The 17,702-nt window shown below is 70.5% G+C and carries 18 protein-coding genes; 12 read left to right on the top strand and 6 right to left on the bottom strand.

What is annotated here, in order from left to right; translation table 11 throughout:
- Nucleotides 1-78: 78 nt before the first annotated feature.
- Complete coding sequence (locus IOD14_RS00470; RefSeq protein WP_212669373.1) at nucleotides 79-2,235, top strand: SpoIIE family protein phosphatase; 2,157 nt, start codon at nucleotides 79-81, stop codon at nucleotides 2,233-2,235.
- 141 nt (nucleotides 2,236-2,376) lie between these two features.
- Entirely contained in the window at nucleotides 2,377-3,114 is a 738-nt protein-coding gene (locus tag IOD14_RS00465) for a hypothetical protein (protein WP_123990457.1), read from the top strand.
- A 75-nt stretch (nucleotides 3,115-3,189) separates the two neighbouring features.
- On the opposite strand, the gene IOD14_RS00460 is transcribed toward IOD14_RS00465, so the two are convergent.
- The gene (locus IOD14_RS00460) at nucleotides 3,190-4,161 is read right to left on the bottom strand and encodes a pirin family protein (RefSeq protein WP_123990456.1); all 972 of its coding nucleotides are present in this window, start codon (nucleotides 4,159-4,161) and stop codon (nucleotides 3,190-3,192) included.
- A gap of 230 nt (nucleotides 4,162-4,391) precedes the next feature.
- Nucleotides 4,392-4,868, bottom strand: a complete 477-nt coding sequence (locus IOD14_RS00455; protein ID WP_123990455.1) for an SseB family protein — start codon at nucleotides 4,866-4,868, stop codon at nucleotides 4,392-4,394.
- 118 nt (nucleotides 4,869-4,986) lie between these two features.
- Here IOD14_RS00455 and IOD14_RS00450 point away from each other — a divergent pair, with 118 nt between their 5' ends.
- The 6 genes from IOD14_RS00450 (at nucleotide 4,987) to IOD14_RS00425 (ending at nucleotide 10,967) form a co-directional block, all read left to right on the top strand.
- Entirely contained in the window at nucleotides 4,987-5,790 is an 804-nt protein-coding gene (locus IOD14_RS00450; protein ID WP_123990454.1) for an intradiol ring-cleavage dioxygenase, read from the top strand.
- A gap of 129 nt (nucleotides 5,791-5,919) precedes the next feature.
- Nucleotides 5,920-7,746: an acyl-CoA dehydrogenase gene (locus IOD14_RS00445; protein ID WP_123990453.1), complete on the top strand. Its 1,827-nt coding sequence runs from the start codon at nucleotides 5,920-5,922 to the stop codon at nucleotides 7,744-7,746.
- 88 nt (nucleotides 7,747-7,834) lie between these two features.
- Nucleotides 7,835-9,127: a M18 family aminopeptidase gene (locus tag IOD14_RS00440; protein ID WP_123990452.1), complete on the top strand. Its 1,293-nt coding sequence runs from the start codon at nucleotides 7,835-7,837 to the stop codon at nucleotides 9,125-9,127.
- A 68-nt stretch (nucleotides 9,128-9,195) separates the two neighbouring features.
- On the top strand, nucleotides 9,196-9,438 hold the full coding sequence (locus tag IOD14_RS00435; protein ID WP_123990451.1) for a DUF6458 family protein: 243 nt from the start codon (nucleotides 9,196-9,198) through the stop codon (nucleotides 9,436-9,438).
- Nucleotides 9,439-9,580: 142 nt separating this feature from the next.
- Complete coding sequence (locus tag IOD14_RS00430; RefSeq protein WP_249125787.1) at nucleotides 9,581-10,777, top strand: glycosyltransferase family 2 protein; 1,197 nt, start codon at nucleotides 9,581-9,583, stop codon at nucleotides 10,775-10,777.
- A gap of 31 nt (nucleotides 10,778-10,808) precedes the next feature.
- Nucleotides 10,809-10,967 (top strand): hypothetical protein, encoded by a 159-nt coding sequence (locus tag IOD14_RS00425; RefSeq protein WP_174269180.1) that lies wholly within the window; start codon nucleotides 10,809-10,811, stop codon nucleotides 10,965-10,967.
- Between the two features lie 37 nt (nucleotides 10,968-11,004).
- Here IOD14_RS00425 and IOD14_RS00420 read toward each other — a convergent pair whose 3' ends face one another.
- Nucleotides 11,005-11,400 carry a cupin domain-containing protein gene (locus tag IOD14_RS00420; protein WP_212669371.1) on the bottom strand — a complete coding sequence of 132 codons (396 nt, stop codon included), beginning with the start codon at nucleotides 11,398-11,400 and terminating at the stop codon, nucleotides 11,005-11,007.
- 52 nt (nucleotides 11,401-11,452) lie between these two features.
- On the opposite strand from IOD14_RS00420, the gene IOD14_RS00415 reads away from it, so the two are divergent.
- On the top strand, nucleotides 11,453-12,436 hold the full coding sequence (locus IOD14_RS00415; protein WP_123990449.1) for a helix-turn-helix domain-containing protein: 984 nt from the start codon (nucleotides 11,453-11,455) through the stop codon (nucleotides 12,434-12,436).
- Complete coding sequence (locus IOD14_RS00410) at nucleotides 12,433-12,930, top strand: LURP-one-related family protein (RefSeq protein WP_123990448.1); 498 nt, start codon at nucleotides 12,433-12,435, stop codon at nucleotides 12,928-12,930. The genes IOD14_RS00415 and IOD14_RS00410 overlap by 4 nt, the downstream gene beginning before the upstream one ends.
- Nucleotides 12,931-13,102: 172 nt before the next feature.
- Here IOD14_RS00410 and IOD14_RS00405 read toward each other — a convergent pair whose 3' ends face one another.
- The gene (locus IOD14_RS00405) at nucleotides 13,103-13,876 is read right to left on the bottom strand and encodes a carbon-nitrogen family hydrolase (protein ID WP_212669369.1); all 774 of its coding nucleotides are present in this window, start codon (nucleotides 13,874-13,876) and stop codon (nucleotides 13,103-13,105) included.
- Nucleotides 13,877-14,058: 182 nt separating this feature from the next.
- Between IOD14_RS00405 and IOD14_RS00400 the strand changes: the two genes are divergently transcribed.
- Complete coding sequence (locus tag IOD14_RS00400; protein ID WP_123990446.1) at nucleotides 14,059-14,883, top strand: maleylpyruvate isomerase family mycothiol-dependent enzyme; 825 nt, start codon at nucleotides 14,059-14,061, stop codon at nucleotides 14,881-14,883.
- A 77-nt stretch (nucleotides 14,884-14,960) separates the two neighbouring features.
- Nucleotides 14,961-15,740 (top strand): class I SAM-dependent methyltransferase, encoded by a 780-nt coding sequence (locus tag IOD14_RS00395; protein ID WP_212669367.1) that lies wholly within the window; start codon nucleotides 14,961-14,963, stop codon nucleotides 15,738-15,740.
- A 5-nt stretch (nucleotides 15,741-15,745) separates the two neighbouring features.
- On the opposite strand, the gene IOD14_RS00390 is transcribed toward IOD14_RS00395, so the two are convergent.
- Entirely contained in the window at nucleotides 15,746-17,044 is a 1,299-nt protein-coding gene (locus tag IOD14_RS00390) for an MFS transporter (protein WP_123990444.1), read from the bottom strand.
- On the bottom strand, nucleotides 17,041-17,691 hold the full coding sequence (locus tag IOD14_RS00385; RefSeq protein WP_123990443.1) for a GntR family transcriptional regulator: 651 nt from the start codon (nucleotides 17,689-17,691) through the stop codon (nucleotides 17,041-17,043). Before IOD14_RS00385 ends, IOD14_RS00390 begins: the two co-directional genes overlap by 4 nt.
- Nucleotides 17,692-17,702 lie beyond the last annotated feature (11 nt).

Here is a 17,702-nt window from a genome sequence, read left to right as displayed (position 1 = left end):
GCCCCCGAGATCGCCTCCCCACCATTACGACTCGGCCAACAGTGGCACTCTCGGATCTCCTGTTCTTAAAGTGGGGCAATGCGCACTGGTGAGCCCCTGCCCGCCGTGGGGGACGTCCTCACCGCCCTCGCGACCGGCCTGTGGCACTGGGACACCGCCACCGAGCTGGTCACGGTCGACGCGGAGGCCGCTCGGCTGCTCGGGCTGCCCGCCGGGGGGGCCACCCTCACGGAGGCCCAGGCCAGGGCCCGGCTGCACCCGGTCGACTGGAACGAGATCATCAGCGTGGTCGGGCTCGCGGTCGCCGAGGACACGCTCGCCGAGGTCCGGATCAGGGTCATGGACGAGCGGGGCCTGGTGATCCGTACCGTGCGCAGCCGCTCCAAGCCGTCGTACGACGCCCAGAAGAAGTCGTTCCGGCTGATCGGCACCCTTCAGGAGGTCACCGAGCCGACCCCCGGCACCCCCGCCGGACGCACCGCGGTCACCGGTGACTGGCGGCGCTCCCGCGAGGCCTTCCTGCTGGACGCGGGCCGCGCCCTGGCCGAGGCCCGCTCGACCGCCGAGGTCCTGCGGGTCGCCGCGGGCCTGTCGATGCCGGGCTTCAGCCCCGACGGCCTGGCCGTCTTCGGTGTCGAGGGCGACCGTCTGACGATCATCGGCCACCACGGCCAGCAGCCCGGTGACGAGAGTCCCTTCTCCCACATGTCCCTGGAGACCGACTATCCGGCCGCCGAGGTGGTGCGCACCGGCCGTGCCGTCTATCTCTCCAGCCCCGAGGCCTACCGTTCCCGCTATCCGGCCACCTGGCCGCTCGCCCAGCACTTCGAGCGCCAGTCCTGGGCGTTCCTGCCGCTCACCGTGGCCGGCCGGACCATGGGCGCGTGGATGGCGGGCTTCGCCTACCCGGTCGCCTTCACACCGGACGAGCGCTCCGTCCTCACCACGGTCGCCCGGATGCTGGCCCAGGCCCTGTCCCGCGCGGGCCTCGCCGAATCGGAACGCGAGCTCACCGACGGCCTCCAGCGCTCGATGCTGCCCACCCTCGGCCCCGAGATACCGGGCATGACCGTCGCCGCCCGCTACGTCCCCACCGGCGGCGGCCTCCAGGTCGGCGGCGACTGGTACGACATGATCCCGCTGCCCGGCGGCAGCTCCCGGACGCAGTCGGGGACAGGCCGCTTCGCCCTGGTCATCGGGGACGTCCAGGGCCACGACGTGCGGGCGGCGGGCCTGATGGGCCAGCTCCGCATCGCCCTGCGCGCCTACGCCGCCGAGGGCCACCGCCCCGACGCGGTCCTCTCCCGCGCCTCACGCTTCCTCAACGGCATGACGTACGGCTCCGTCGAGGACGGCGACCCCACCGACACCCGCTTCGCGACCTGCCTGTACATCGAGGTCGATCCGGCGACCGGCGTCCTGGACGTGGCCCGGGCCGGCCATCCCGAACCGGCGATCCGCCTGACCGACGGCACGGTGCTGGCCCGACGCACCAACGGCGGCCTCCCGCTGGGCATCGATCCGGACGCGGACTACCCCACGACCCGAATAGTCCTGCAGCCCGGCGAGACACTGATGCTGTGCACGGACGGGCTGATCGAGACCGGCGGCCATGACTTCGAGACCGGCTGGAAGCGCATCCGCACGATCCTGGAGACCCACGACGACGGCCTGGAGGAACTCGCCGACGCCCTGGTCCAGGCCGTCCACGGCCCCTCCTCCCACCACACCACCGGCCCGTTCGCCGATCGTCGCGAGGACGACATCGCGGTCCTGCTGCTGCACCGGCAGAGAGAGACCGGCACGGATCCCGCCGCCGACAGGCCGGCCGTCCGCCGCACGATGCTCTCGGTGGCCCAGGCGGAACCGGAACGCATCGGGGTGGCCCGCCAGCAGCTGCGCGAGCTGCTGCACGACTGGCCCTCCGCCGACCAGGTCGACTCGGCGGTCCTGCTGCTCTCCGAGATGCTGACCAACGTCCTGGTCCACACCGACGCGGACGCGCTGCTCCTCGCGGAGATCCGGGGCGAGGCGGGCGGGCGCCGGATGCGGATCGAGGTCACCGACACCAGCGACGACCTCCCGCACAAGCGCCGGCCCGGCGAACTGGCCTCCTCGGGCCGCGGCCTGATGCTGATCGAACTCCTGGCGGACGCGTGGGGCGTGGACCCTCGCGGCGAGGGCAAGAGCACCTGGTTCGAACTCCACGAGCCCTCCGGCGAGGTCTCCGCCTAGGACGGGACAGGGAGCAGGCGTCAACCAAGCGCCACGCCGTCACCCTTTCGAGTGCGCACTGGGTGACTGGCGGCGACGGCTGCCGCACCGCCTGCACGATGTGTGCCCTGGCCGTGATCCGACCGCACGCAAGGAAGTCGCATGGGCAAGCCCGCATCCCCGAAGGACCGCGGCAAGGGGTCCTCGTTCTCGCTGTCGTACGAAGGCGCCCAACGCGATCCCTCCAACCACATCACGCTGGGGACCGGCGGATTCTCGTTCAAGGGCTCCACCAAGGCCCTGATGGCCCTCGCTGCGCTGGCCGTGGCCGGCGGCGCGGCCTACCTGACGCTGACCGGTCAGGGCCAGGGCAACCCGAGCGGTGCGAGCGCGACACCGAACACGAGCGCGAGCACGAGCGCGACCTCGGGCGGGGCCGGCGCCGCCGGGCCGGCGAAGTCCGGTCCGCCCACGTCCCCGACGCCAGGTGTCACTCAGGCGGCCGGCGCGGAGCCGGCGGCGGTACGGGAGCACCGCAAGGTCGTCCTGCGCTCCGGATCCAACGTGGACCTGGACTTCGTGAACGGCTCGGCCGACATCATCTTCTCCCTGCCGGCGAACGCCCACGACGGCTACGCCATCGTGGGCGAGAACGGCGACCTCGCCACCGTCGACGGCCCCGCGACCGCCGAGAGCTGCGCCGCAGCCACCGAGTTCGGGTTCGCCATCGACCAGAAGAACATCCGCCGGGGACTCACGGCGTGCGTGCTCACCGACGAGAACCGGGTCGCGGCCATCACCGTCCTCGGCTGGCAGGCGGACGACGTGAACTACGCCGGCGGCCTGTCGTCCGTCACCATGGACGTCACCACCTGGGAGAAGCCCGAAGGCGCGGCCTGACGCCAGGGGGACAGGGCTTCTCCGTCAGGCTTCTCCGTCGGGCTTCTCCGTCGGGCTTCTCCGTTTCCGGTGGACCTACAGCCCGCCCTCGGTCATTCCGTGCACGGCCGGCACCGTCCCCAGCCGTCCCTTCTGGAAGTCGTCGAAGGCCTGCTGCAGTTCCTCACGGGTGTTCATGACGAACGGGCCGTAGTGGGCCATCGGTTCACGGATCGGCTGTCCGCCGAGCAGCACGACCTCCATGTCCGGCGTGTTCGAGTCCTGCTTCTCGTCCGCGCGGACGGTCAGCGAGCCGCCGGCTCCGAAGACGGCCGTCTGGCCCAGGTGGATCGGACGGCGCTCCGCGCCCACCGAACCGCGCCCCGCCAGTACGTACGCCAGACCGTTGAAGTCCTCACGCCAGGGCAGCGTGAGCTCGGCACCCGGCGCCAGCGTCGCGTGGATCATCGTGATCGGGGTGTGGGTGACACCGGGACCCTGGTGACCGTCCAGCTCACCGGCGATCACACGGAGCAGCGCGCCACCGTCGGGGGTCGTCAGCAACTGCACGTTGCCGCCCCTGATGTCCTGGTACCGCGGTGCCATCATCTTGTCCTTGGCCGGCAGGTTCACCCACAGCTGGAGGCCGTGGAAGAGACCACCGGACATGACGAGCGCCTCCGGCGGCGCCTCGATGTGGAGAAGACCCGAACCGGCCGTCATCCACTGGGTGTCGCCATTGGTGATGGTGCCACCACCGCCCTGGCTGTCCTGGTGATCGAAGATCCCGTCGATGATGTACGTGACGGTCTCGAAGCCCCGGTGGGGGTGCCACGGGGTCCCCTTCGGCTCTCCGGGCGCGTATTCGACCTCACCCATCTGGTCCATCATGATGAACGGATCCAGGTGTCGGTAGTGGATCCCGGCGAACGCCCTGCGCACCGGGAAGCCCTCCCCCTCGAAGCCACTCGGCGCGGTCGTCACGCCGAGGACGGGACGGGCCACCGCGTCCGCCGTCGCGGCCACGCGCGGCAGGGTCAGCGGGTTGTCGACAGTCACTGCAGGCATGTCGGTACCTCCTTGTGCTTCGAGTTTAGTTGAGCATTGAACTTTCTGCCACCTCTAACGGCGAAAGCCCGGAGGGCATTCCCTCCGGGCTGACCGTGTCGGAACGGAGAAAGACGGCCACCACGGACCCACCGGCCCTCGGCGACGCGCACGTTCGAGGCCGCCCCGGACCTCGTCCAGGACGGCCTGTCACCACGGCTCGGAACTCCGGGGTTCCGGATGGGGCGCGCCTACCCGTACATCCTGCGCATCGCGAACTCGACCATCTGCTCCACGGCCTTCGCGTCGAAGACGATCCGGTGCTCGCCCTCCATGTCGAGGACGAAGCCGTAGCCCGTCGGCAGCAGGTCGAGGACCTCGGCGCCGGTGATGACGAAGTACTTGGACTCCTTGCCCGCGTACCGCCGCAGCTCCTTGAGGGTGGTGAACATGGGGATCACCGGCTGCTGGGTGTTGTGCAGGGCGAGGAAACCGGGGTTGTCACCGCGCGGGCAGTAGACCTTGGACGTGGCGAAGACCTGCTGGAAGTCCTCCGCCGCCAGCTGCCCGGTGGTGAAGGCGCGCACCGCGTCCGCGAGGGAGGGCGGGGACGGCTCGGGGTACAGCGGCGGCTGCTGGCCGTACCCGCCCACACCGCCGGCCATGGGCTGCTGCGGCGGGACGCCGTACTGCTGCTGGGCACCAGCGTTCTGGTCGTAGCCGTACATGGGCGTAAGCGTACCGAGGGGGCGGGGGCGGCGGGCGGCTACCGGCCCTGGAAACCGACAGCGACCCGACAGCCGCCGGCCCTGGGTTTCGGGCGACCACCGCTCGTAGCGTCGGTGCATGCGCAGACATGCCGACGACGAGGTCCACGAGCACGACCGAGGGCTCTCCCACGACCTCCCCGTACTCGCCCGCCGACGGATGATCCGGCTGCTGGCGGGAGCGGGGGCGGGGGCGGGCCTGCTCGCCCTGACGGGCTGCACCGCAGAGGACACCTCCTCCTCCGCGGCCACCTGCACGACCGTTCCCGAGGAGACCGCGGGCCCCTACCCCGGCGACGGCTCGAACGGCGTGAACGTGCTGAAGGAGAGCGGGGTCGTCCGCGGTGACATCACCAGGAGCTTCGGCGACTCCGCGGGCGGCACCGCCGAGGGCGTGCCGCTGACCCTCACGCTCACGGTGGTGGACGCGGCCTCCGGCTGCGGAACCCCGAGGAAGGGCGCCGCCGTCTACGTCTGGCACTGCGACCGTGAGGGCGGCTACTCCCTGTACACCGAGGGCGTCACCGACGAGAACTACCTGCGCGGGGTCCAGGAGACCGACGAGCAGGGGCGCGTCACCTTCACCAGTGTCTTTCCCGGCTGCTACACGGGCCGCTGGCCGCACGTCCACTTCGAGGTCTACGGCAGTCTCCGGGACGCGACGAACGCCACCGCGATCACCAGCACCTCGCAGCTCGCGCTTCCGAAGGACGTCTGCGACGCGGTGTACGCGACCGAGGGCTACGAGCGCAGCGTGGACAACCTCGACCGGCTCTCCCTGGAGTCGGACAGCGTCTTTCGCGACGGGCACGACCAGCAGCTCGCGACGGTTCGGGGAAGCGTGACGGAGGGGTACACCGCCACGCTGACCGTCGCGGTGTGAACCGTCACAGATGGCCGGTTCGGGGTTGCGACTTATTACCGACGGGTAGCATCATCGTAGCTACTTGTTGGTACGTGAACTAGCGCGAGGAACCAAGTGCCTCGCCGAACTCTTAACGGAGCCGTCGCCATGGGGCACTACAAGTCGAATCTGCGCGACATCGAGTTCAACCTCTTCGAAGTACTCGGCCGCGACAAGCTGTACGGCACCGGGCCCTTCGCGGAGATGGACGTCGACACCGCGAAGAGCATCCTGGAGGAGCTGACCCGCCTCTCGGAGAACGAACTGGCGGAGTCCTTCGCGGACGCCGACCGCAACCCGCCGGTCTTCGACCCCGAGACGAACACCGCGCCGGTCCCGGCGTCCTTCAAGAAGAGCTACAAGGCCTTCATGGACTCCGAGTACTGGCGGCTGGGCCTGCCCGAGGAGATCGGCGGCACCACCTCGCCCCGCTCCCTGATCTGGGCCTTCGCCGAGCTGATCCTGGGCGCCAACCCGGCCGTCTGGATGTACTCCTCGGGCCCCGCGTTCGCCGGCATCCTCTTCGAGGAGGGCAACGAGGTCCAGAAGCACATCGCCAAGGTCGCCGTGGAGAAGCAGTGGGGCTCCACGATGGTCCTCACCGAGCCGGACGCGGGCTCCGACGTCGGCGCCGGCCGGACCAAGGCGGTCCAGCAGGAGGACGGCTCCTGGCACATCGAGGGCGTCAAGCGCTTCATCACGTCCGGTGAGCACGACATGGAGGAGAACATCCTCCACTACGTGCTCGCGCGTCCCGAAGGCGCCGGTCCCGGCACCAAGGGGCTGTCCCTCTTCCTCGTGCCCAAGTACCTCTTCGACTTCGAGACCGGCGAGCTGGGCGAGCGCAACGGCGTGTACGCCACCAACGTCGAGCACAAGATGGGCCTGAAGGCCTCCAACACCTGCGAGATGACCTTCGGCGACCGCCACCCCGCCAAGGGCTGGCTGATCGGCGACAAGCACGACGGCATCCGCCAGATGTTCCGCATCATCGAGTTCGCCCGCATGATGGTCGGCACGAAGGCGATCTCCACACTGTCGACGGGCTACCTGAACGCGCTGGAGTACGCCAAGGAGCGCGTACAGGGCCCCGACCTCGCGAACTTCATGGACAAGACCGCGCCCAAGGTCACCATCACGCACCACCCCGACGTGCGCCGCTCGCTGATCACGCAGAAGGCGTACGCGGAGGGCATGCGCGCCCTGGTGCTGTACACGGCCTCCATCCAGGACGAGATCCAGGTCAAGGAGGCGGCGGGCGAGGACATCAAGGCGCTGGAGGCGCTGAACGACCTGCTCCTGCCGATCGTGAAGGGCTACGGCTCGGAGAAGGGCTACGAGCAGCTCGCCCAGTCGCTCCAGACCTTCGGCGGCTCCGGCTTCCTGCAGGAGTACCCGATCGAGCAGTACATCCGCGACGCCAAGATCGACACCCTGTACGAGGGCACCACCGCGATCCAGGGCCAGGACTTCTTCTTCCGGAAGATCGTCCGCAACCAGGGCTCCGCGCTGAACTCGCTCGCCGAGGACATCAAGAAGTTCCTCGCCCTCGGCACCGGCGGCGAGGAGCTGGCCGGCGCCCGCGAGCACCTGGCCAAGGCGGCCGTCGAGCTGGAGGCCATCGTCGGTCTGATGCTGACCGACCTCGCGGCCACCGAGCAGGACGTCAAGAACATCTACAAGGTGGGCCTCAACACCACCCGCCTGCTGATGGCCTCCGGTGACGTCGTCGTCGGCTACCTGCTCCTCAAGGGCGCCGCGATCGCCGCCGAGAAGCTGGAGACGGCCTCCGCGAAGGACAAGGCGTTCTACACCGGCAAGATCGCGGCGGCGAAGTTCTTCGCGGCCAACGTCCTGCCCGGCGTGACGCTGGCCCGCAAGGTCGCCGAGGGTGTCGAGCTGGACCTCATGGAGCTGGACGAGGCCGCGTTCTAGGACACACCTGTACAGCTGCACACCGTCCGCGCGAGAGCCCGCTCCCATCGCCGGGAGCGGGCTCTCGTACGTCGTTAAGGTGAACCCCATGAGCGCACCCCACCGCCTCGACCGCGGCCACACCGACGACCTCATGACCTTCCTGGCGGCGAGCCCCACGCCGTACCACGCGGTGGCGAACGCCGCCGAGCGGCTGGAGAAGGCAGGCTTCCGCCAGGTCGCGGAGACGGACGCCTGGGACGGGACGAGCGGCGGCAAGTACGTCCTGCGCGGCGGCGCGATCATCGCCTGGTACGTCCCCGAGGGCGCGGCGCCCCACACGCCGTACCGCATCGTCGGCGCCCACACCGACTCCCCGAACCTCAGGGTCAAGCCGCTGCCGGACAGCGGGGCGCACGGGTGGCGCCAGGTCGCCGTGGAGATCTACGGCGGTCCGCTGATGAACTCCTGGCTGGACCGCGATCTGGGGCTGGCCGGCCGGTTGTCCCTGCGGGACGGATCGACGCGGCTGGTGAACGTGGACCGGCCGCTGCTCAGAGTGCCGCAGCTCGCCATCCACCTGGACCGGGCGGTGTCGTCGGAGGGTCTCAAGCTCGACAAGCAGCGCCACCTCCAGCCCATCTGGGGCCTCGGTGACGACGTGCGCGACGGCGACCTGATCGCCTTCCTGGAGGAGGAACTGGGGCTCGGCGCGGGCGAGGTGACCGGCTGGGACCTGATGACGCACTCCGTGGAGGCGCCCGCCTACCTGGGCCGGGACAAGGAGCTGCTGGCCGGGCCCCGGATGGACAATCTGCTGTCCGTGCACGCCGGGGTGGCCGCCCTGGCCGCGGTGTCCTCCGGTGAACTGCCGTACATCCCCGTCCTCGCCGCCTTCGACCACGAGGAGAACGGCTCTCAGTCGGACACCGGAGCGGACGGGCCGCTGCTCGGCGGGGTCCTCGAGCGCTCGGTGTTCGCGCGCGGCGGGTCGTACGAGGACCGGGCGCGGGCCTTCGCGGGGACGGTCTGCCTGTCCTCCGACACCGGGCACGCCGTGCACCCCAACTACGCGGAGCGGCACGACCCGACGCACCACCCGCGCGTCAACGGGGGCCCGATCCTCAAGGTCAACGTCAACAACCGGTACGCCACGGACGGTTCGGGGCGGGCCGTGTGGGCCGCCGCCTGCGAGAGGGCCGGGGTGCCCTTCCAGTCCTTCGTGTCCAACAACTCCATGCCCTGCGGCACGACGATCGGCCCGATCACCGCGGCCCGGCACGGCATCAAGACCGTCGACATCGGCGTGGCCATCCTGTCGATGCACAGCGTGCGGGAGTTGTGCGGCGCCGACGACCCGCATCTGCTGGCGAACGCTCTGGTGGCGTTCCTGGAGGGGTAGTTCGCGAGAAGTGGGGGTACCCGGGATTCCGGACCGGAACGACCGGACCGGACAGGGAGGCGACACTCATGGGCCTCGGCGGGTGCATCATCCTCATCGCCGCAGGAGCAATCCTCACGTTCGCCACCGACTGGCACATGCAGGGGGTCAACCTCGACCTGGTCGGTGTGATCCTGATGATCGTGGGACTGATCGGCGTGACAACGTTCAGCAGCATCGCCCGGCGGCGGCGCGTGGTGGTACCGCCCACCACGTCGACGGTCGTCGAGGAGCGGCGCCGGGACGGATACTCCGACGGATACGGCGTGTAGGACGCACGGCGCGCAAGACGCCGCCTAAGGCAGGTAAGTCGGATTCATGGACAACCGTGAGCAATCCGTGATCCGGGTTGACTTGTCTGGTTGTGTGGAAATCATGAAGACTCGGGATCCTTGAGAGCCCGGGGGGTCAGCAGTGCCGGGCGTGAACCACCAGCACACCCGGGGGCTCCCCGTGCTCCACTCCACGACGACGGTCGCGGCGCCCGCTCCGGGACCATCGCGCCCCCACCGGCACGCCGCTCGCCGCGCCCATGCCGCTCCCGACGACTTCGACGGCCCCACGCGCCTGGTGGCACTGATCCCGGCCCACAACGAGCAGGACCGCATCGCCGACGCGATCCAGGGCCTGTGGCGGCAGACCCGGCGCCCCGACCTGATCGTCGTGGTCACCGACAACTGCACCGACGCCACCGCCGAGATCGCCGCCGCGCACGGTGCCCAGGTCTTCGCCACCCAGGGCAACTCGCACAAGAAGGCGGGCGCGCTCAACCAGGCCATCGCCTGGGTGCTGCCCCATCTCGAGGACCGCGACCTGCTGTTGGTGCAGGACGCCGACACTGTGCTCAACCCCTGGTTCAGCGAGACGGCCATCGGCACCTTCAACCGCAAGGTCGGCGCCGTCGGCGGGGTCTTCTACGGCGAGGACGGCGGCGGACTCCTCGGGCTGCTCCAGCGCATGGAGTTCCACCGCTACGCCTGGGAACTGGAGCGCACCGGCGGCAAGGCCCAGGTGCTCACCGGCACCGGCACCATGTTCCGCGCCCGCGTCCTGCGCGAGGTGCGCGCCGCCCGCCGCGACGGACTGCTCGGCGGCGGACACGCCTACTACAGTCTCGCCTCGCTCACCGAGGACGACGAGATGACCAAGGCGGTCAAGACCCTCGGCTACCGGGCCATGTCCCCGGCCGGCTGCGCGGTCACCACCGAGGTCATGCCCACCCTGGGCAAGCTGTGGCACCAGCGGCTGCGCTGGCAGCGCGGCGCCCTCGAGAACCTGCGCGACTACGGCTGGACACGTGTCACCGCCCGCTACTTCATGCAGCAGCTGCTCATGGGGTTCGGCGCGCTGTCCTTCCTGGTCTACCTGACCTACATGGTCACCTACACCTCGCTGTACGGCTGGCCCGGCTTCTCGCCCTTCTGGACCGCCATCGGGCTGGTCTTCGTGGTCGAGAAGACGGTCTCCGTACGCCGGGCGGGGCCGCGTGCCGTGCTGGTGGCGGCACTGATGATCCCCGAGATGCTCTACGACCTTTTCCAGCACGCCGTCTACTTCACCTCGCTGTGGGGGCTGTTGCGCCGCAGCGAGGAGAAGTGGGTGGCCACGTAACCCTCATGAGAACCCACACAGGAGAAGCGCGATGTACGGAAGAGTGATCGGGGCCGGCACCACCGGTGCCGGAGGCGCCACGCTGGCGGCGACCGGGCTGTGGCTGAACAGCATGGCGATGGTCGTGGCCGCCACGACCCTGGTGGCGGCCGGGGTCGCGGTGTTCAAGCTGGTTCCGCGCAGGCGGTGACGGCTCGCCGCTCGTTCGCGAGTGGCAGCCGGACGGGTCACCGGTGCAGCGCGTGACCCGTCGTCGCCTCCACATGGGCCGGGATCTCGTCGTGCCGGTCGCCGACGGTGGCGGTGCCGGTGGGGTCGAGGACCAGGATGTCGGTCGGGACCGGGGCGTACGGCTTGTGCTCGATGCCTCGCGGCACCGTGAAGACCGACAGCCTCGGCAGGACGACCGTGCGCTCCCCGGCCGGCTCGCGCAGGGCGATGTGCAGTTCGCCCTCCAGGACCAGGAAGAACTCGTCAGTCTTGTCATGGACGTGCCATAGATACTCGCCCTCGACGTGGGTGACACGGACGTCGTAGTCGTTGACGGCGGTGACGATACGGGGGCTCCACCGCTCGGTGAAGGAGGCCAGGGCGGCGGGCAGGGACACGGGTTCGTCGGTCATGACGTCATCGTGCGGGGTGGCCCCGGTGGCGTACGAGTGCTAGGAATCGCACATGCCGCAAGAATCCTCTCACCGTGTCGTCCTGGTGGTGGACGAGAACTCGAATCCGTTCGAGATGAGCTGCGCCATCGAGATCTTCGGACTGCGACGGCCGGAACTGGGGCGGGAGCTCTACGACTTCACCCTGTGCGCCGCCGAGCCGAGCACCCGTATGCGGGACGGCTTCTTCACGCTCACCGGTGTCGCGGGGCTGGAGGCGGCCGACGAGGCGGACACCCTGATCGTGCCGAACCGGCCCGACACCGACACGCCGCGCTCGCCCCGCGTGCTGGACGCCGTACGACGGGCACACGCGCGTGGCGCCCGGCTCGTCGGCTTCTGCTCGGGCGCCTTCACCCTGGCGGAGGCCGGGCTGCTGGACGGGCGGCGCGCCTCCTGCCACTGGATGTGGGCCGACTCCTTCCGGGCCCGCTTCCCGCGCGTCCGCCTGGAACCCGACGTCCTCTTCGTCGACGACGGCGACATCCTCACCGCGTCCGGCAGCGCCTCGGCGCTCGACCTGGGGCTGCACCTGGTACGACGGGACCACGGCGCCGAGACCGCCAACCACGTCTCCCGGCGGCTCGTCTTCGCCGCGCACCGCGACGGCGGGCAGCGACAGTTCGTTGAGCGGCCCGTGCCCGACGTACGGGACGAGTCGCTGGGCCCGCTGCTCGCCTGGGCACAGGAACGGCTGGGGGAGCCGCTGACCGTCGCCGACCTGGCGGCCCGTGCGGCCGTCTCCCCCGCGACCCTGCACCGCCGCTTCCAGGCCCAGCTCGGGACGACTCCGCTGGCCTGGCTGACGGGGGAGCGGGTGGCCCTCGCGTGCCGGCTCATCGAGCGCGGGGAGGAGCGGCTGGACGTGGTGGCCGCCAGGAGCGGTCTGGGGACGGCCGCGAACCTCCGCGCGCGCGTGCGGCGCGAGACGGGACTCAGCCCGTCGGCCTACCGGCGGCGTTTCGGGACCGGCGCCGGGGAAGCGGTAACGGCATGAGATTCCTCGTACGCGACCGGCTCCTCGGCATCGGTGACGACTACTGGATCGAGGACGACCGGGGCAACAAGGTCTTCCTCGTCGACGGCAAGGCCATGCGGATCCGGGACACCTTCGAGCTGAAGGACACCCAGGGGCGGGTTCTGATCGACATCCGCCAGAAGATGTTCGCCCTGCGCGACACGATGGTCATCGAGCGGGACGGCGAGCCGCTGGCGACGATCAGGCGCAAGCGCCTGTCGCTGCTGCGCAACCACTACCGGGTGGCCCTCGCCGACGGCAGCACCGAACTCGACGTCAGCGGCAAGATCCTCGACCGGGAGTTCGCCGTCGAGTACGACGGCGAACTGCTCGCGGTGGTCTCGCGCCGGTGGCTGCACGTCCGCGAGACCTACGGCGTCGACATCGTCCGCGACGACGCGGATCCGGCGCTGCTCATCGCGGTGGCGGTGTGCGTGATCCACCTCGCGGAGAAGGAACGGGAGGACGACTGAGGCGGGAACCGGGGCGGGGTGATCCGGGGCTGCGGAGTGGCCCAGGGGCTGCGGAGCGACCCGTGGCGGCTGGACCCGGGGCGGCTGAGGGACCCGGGGTTGCGGTGCGACCCGGGGCTGCGGTGCGACCCGGTGGCTGCGGAGCAACGCGGGTGCTGCGGTGCGCCCGGTGTCAGAGCACCCGGTCCTTCAGGGCCGGGAACTGCTCCCTCGTCACGGCCACCTTCCCGGGGTCGAACTCCACCGTGAGGACCTCCTCGCCGGCGCCCGCCTCCGCGAGGACCTCGCCCCACGGATCCACCACGATCGAGTGACCTGCCTGCGGAACTCCCGCGTGCGTCCCGGCCGTTCCGCAGGCGAGCACGAACGCCTGGTTCTCGACCGCCCGCGCCCGGGCCAGCAGCGTCCAGTGCGCCCGGCGGCGCTCCGGCCAGCCCGCCGGGATCACCAGGGTCTCGGCGCCCGCGTCGACGAGACCGCGGAAGAGTTCGGGGAACCGGAGGTCGTAACAGGTGGCGACGCCCAGCGTCGTGTCGGGCAGACGGACCGTCACCAGCTCCTCGCCCCGGCCCATCAGCACGGCCTCGCCCTTGTCGAAGCCGAAGCGGTGGATCTTGCGGTAGGTGGCGACCGACTCACCCGTGGGGGAGAAGACGAGAGAGGTGTTGTACAGGGTGCCGTCGGGGGCCCGCTCGGGGATCGAGCCCGCGTGCAGCCACGCGCCCGCGTCGCTCGCGGCCTTCGCCATGACCTCGTGAGTCGGCCCTCGCAGCGGCTCGGCCGCGCTCCCGAACTCCTCGAAGGCGAACGCCCCGGTGGTCCACAGCTCCGGCAGCACGACGAGATCGGATCCGGCCTGATCCCGTACCAGTGAGGCCATGCGAAGCCGACGCGATTCGACCGATTCGCCCTCTTCCACGGCGATCTGGATCAAAGAGGCGCGCACACTACCACCGTCCTGGCATTCGAGCCGTCCATTACGGGCCTACGATCGTCACACGAAAGCACTGCCGGGGTGCCTCACAGCAGCGTAACTTAGCGTTCCAAGACACCCGCCGACAGCCACCACCTCCACTGGCAACGCCGCCATCACCAGCCCGTGCTCCGACCGCCGAGGGGTCCCGTTCCGTGAGTCTGCATCCCACCCTCCAGCCCTACGCCGACGCCTGGACCCACTCCATCGACGCGATATCCGAGCTGGTGACCCCCCTCGTGGAGGGAGAGTGGAATCGCCGCACCCCGTGCCCCGGCTGGTCCGTGCGGGACGTGGTGTCCCATGTCATCGGCCTGGACTGCGAGATGCTCGGCGACCCGCGCCCCATCCACACCCTCCCCCGCGACCTCTTCCACGTCACCAACGACCACCAGCGGTACACGGAGATGCAGGTCGACGTCCGCCGCCACCACACGGCGCCGGAGATGACCTCCGAGCTGGAGTACGTCATCATCCGCCGCAACCGCCAGCTGCGGAACGAGTCCCGCGACCCCGGCACGAAGGTGCGCGGCCCGCTGGGAACCGAACTGACGCTCGCGGATTCCATGCGCCAGCACGCCTTCGACGTATGGGTGCACGAACAGGACCTGCGCACCGCCCTCGGCCGGCCCGGCAACCTCGACTCCCCCGGCGCGCACATCGCCCGTGACGTGCTGCTCGCCGCGCTCCCCGACATAGTGGCCGTCAAGGCCGACGCGCCCCGCAGTTCGGCGATCGTCTTCGACGTGCACGGCCCCGTCGAGTTCCTGCGCACCATCCGCGTCGACATCCAGGGCCGCGGCACCCTGGAGACCGCCCCCGCCCTCGGCCCGGCGGCCACCCTCAGCCTCGACTGGGAGACCTACGTCCGCCTCGCCTGCGGGCGGGTGACCCTGGAGTCGGTGGCGGACCGCGTGAAGGCGGAGGGCGACCCGGAACTGACGTCCGCGATCCTGCGGAACTTCACGGTGACGAGGTAGCGGACAGGGCTCGCATCCACTCGCTGCCGTCCCGATATTCGATGTCGTGGGGCGACAGCGGTGGTTAGCGTGCGGCCATGAGCGACACAGCGCACGACACGACGAACGGCGGCCCGCCCCGGCTCACCCGGCTGACCTTCCACGGCCCGCTGTCCGAAGCCCGGGCGGACGCCCTCGTACGGCGACTCGCGCTCGCGGAGCCCGCGAGCGTGCTCGATCTCGGCTGCGGTTGGGGCGAGTTGATGCTGCGGATCCTGGCGGCCGTGCCCGCGGCGACGGGCACCGGGATCGATCTCGCCGCCGAGGATCTGGACCGCGGCCGACGCAACGCCGAGGCGCTGGGCCTCGCGGACCGGGCGAGGTTCGTGCAGGAGTCCGCCGTCGGCACCTCGCGGGGCCCCGCCGATCTGGTGCTGTGCGTCGGTTCGAGTCACGTCCTCACCGCGACCGAGCCGCCCGGCCACCTTCCGGACGCGCTCCGGGAACTGCGCCGACTCGTCCGGGACGGCGGGCGCGTACTGCTCGGGGAAGGCTTCTGGCAGCGCACTCCGACCCCGGCCGAACTGTCCGGCATGTGGCCCGGTGCCGCCGCGAGCGACCAAGTCGACCTGGCGTCCCTCGTCGACCTCGCCGTGGCCGCCGGATTCCGTCCCGAGTGGACGGAGACCGCGAGCCTCGACGAGTGGGAGGAGTTCGAGTCCGGCTACCAGGCGGACGCCGAGGTGTGGCTGGCGGATCATAGTGACCATCCGCTGGCGGCAGCGACCCGCGAGCGGCTCGACCGGCACCGCGCGCAATGGCTGAGCTACCGGGGCGTCCTGGGGCTGGCGTATCTCACGCTCGTCCCCGTGCGCTGACGCGCTCAGGCGGGGACGTGCACCGTCTCCACCCGGCTCGCCACCAGCCGCTCCCGCTCCCTGCGCGCCGCGCGCCTGCGCAGCCGCAGGATCTGGCTGACGCCGAGCGCCTGGAGCACGAAGACGGAGGAGAAGGCGACGGTGTAGTCGCCGTCGGTCGCGTCCAGGAGGACACCGACGGCGAACAGGGTGGTCATCGAGGCGACGAACCCGCCCATGTTGGTGATGCCGGACGCGGTCCCCTGCCGCTCCGGCGGGTTCGCCGGGCGCGCGAAGTCGAAGCCGAGCATCGACGCCGGACCGCACGAGCCGAGGACCACGCACAGCACGATCAGCAGCCACATCGGGGCCCGTTCGCCGGGGTAGGCGAGCGTGCCCGCCCACAGCAGCGCCGTCGCCCCCACGGTGCCGAGCGCGAGCGGCAGCCGCGCCTCGTGGTGCCGGGCCACGATCTGGCCGTAGACCAGACCGACGACCATGTTGGACAGCACGACGAGAGTGAGCAGTTCGCCCGCCACCGCCCGGGACAGTCCCTGTGCCTCGACGAGGAACGGCAGGCCCCACAGCAGCAGGAACACCATCGCCGGGAACTGCGTCGTGAAGTGCACCCACAGGCCCAGCCGGGTGCCGGGCTCCCGCCAGGACGCGGCGATCTGCCGCCGTACGTAGGCCGCCCCCCGGTGCGGGAACGGCTCCGGCTCGTGCCCCTCGGGGTGGTCCTTGAGGAAGAGCAGCAGCAGGACCAGCACCACCACACCGGCCAGCGAACTGCCCGCGAACGCGGGCGTCCAGCCGATGCCGTGCAGCAGCCGGGCCAGGACCAGCGTGGAGACCAGGTTGCCCGCCATGCCGGCGAGCCCGGCGAGCTGCGCGACCAGGGGGCCGCGCCGGGCCGGGAACCAGCGGGTGCCGAGCCGCAGCACGCTGATGAAGGTCATCGCGTCACCGCAGCCGAGCAGGGCGCGCGAGGCGAGGGCCGTTCCGTAGGAGGGGGAGAACGCGAAGCCGAGCTGTCCGGCCGTGAAGAGCACCACGCCGATCGTCAGCACCTTCTTGGTGCCGAGCCGGTCGACGAGCAGGCCGACGGGTATCTGCATGCCGGCGTAGACGAGGAGCTGGAGGATCGAGAAGGTCGACAGGGCCGAGGCGTTCACATGGAAGCGGTCGGCCGCATCGAGGCCCGCGACCCCGAGGGACGTACGGAAGATGACCGCGACGAAGTAGACGGAGACGCCGATGCCCCACACGGCCATCGCGCGGCGGCCGCCCGGAGGGTCTCCGGGAAGAAGCGTGGCGCGGCTCATCGCACCTCTCCCCGCGCGAGGTGGGAGAACCACTCGACATGCCCGTGAATGAGGCCTACGACCGCCTCCGCGTCGCCGGCGCGCAGGGCCCGGAGGATCTGCTCGTGCTCGGCGAGGGTCTTGGTGATGCGGTCCGGGTGGGCGTGCATCACGGCGACTCCCATCCTGAGCTGGCGGTCGCGGAGCTGGTCGTAGAGCCGGCTGAGGATCTCGTTGCCACCGCTGCGGACGATCTCGGCGTGGAAGCAGCGGTCGGTGACGGCGGCTCCGGCCAGATCCCCGGTGGCGGCCTGCTCCTTCTGCTGGGCGAGCAGTTCCTCGAGGCGGGCGAGGAGCTGCGGTGACGCCGGTACGGCCTTGCGGACGGCGTGCCCCTCGACGAGCTGCCGGGTCTCGACCACGTCGGCGATCTCCTGGGCGGAGACGGGCAGGACCAGTGCTCCCTTTTTCGGGTAAAGCTTGATCAGCCCTTCGACCTCCAGCCGCAGCAGCGCCTCTCGCACAGGTGTGCGGGAAACCCCGACGGCCTCGGCGAGCTCACCCTCGGTGAGCAGGCTCCCGCCCTCGTAACGGCGGTCCAGTACACCCTGCTTGACGTGGGCGTAGACGCGATCGGCGGCGGGGGGCTGTTTCACGGCCAAGCTCATGCCCACAGCTT

Source organism: Streptomyces sp. A2-16 (genome assembly GCF_018128905.1).
GTDB lineage: Bacteria > Actinomycetota > Actinomycetes > Streptomycetales > Streptomycetaceae > Streptomyces.
The sequence above is the reverse complement of the archived record's forward strand: the minus strand, read 5'-3'. Positions and strand labels throughout refer to the sequence as shown.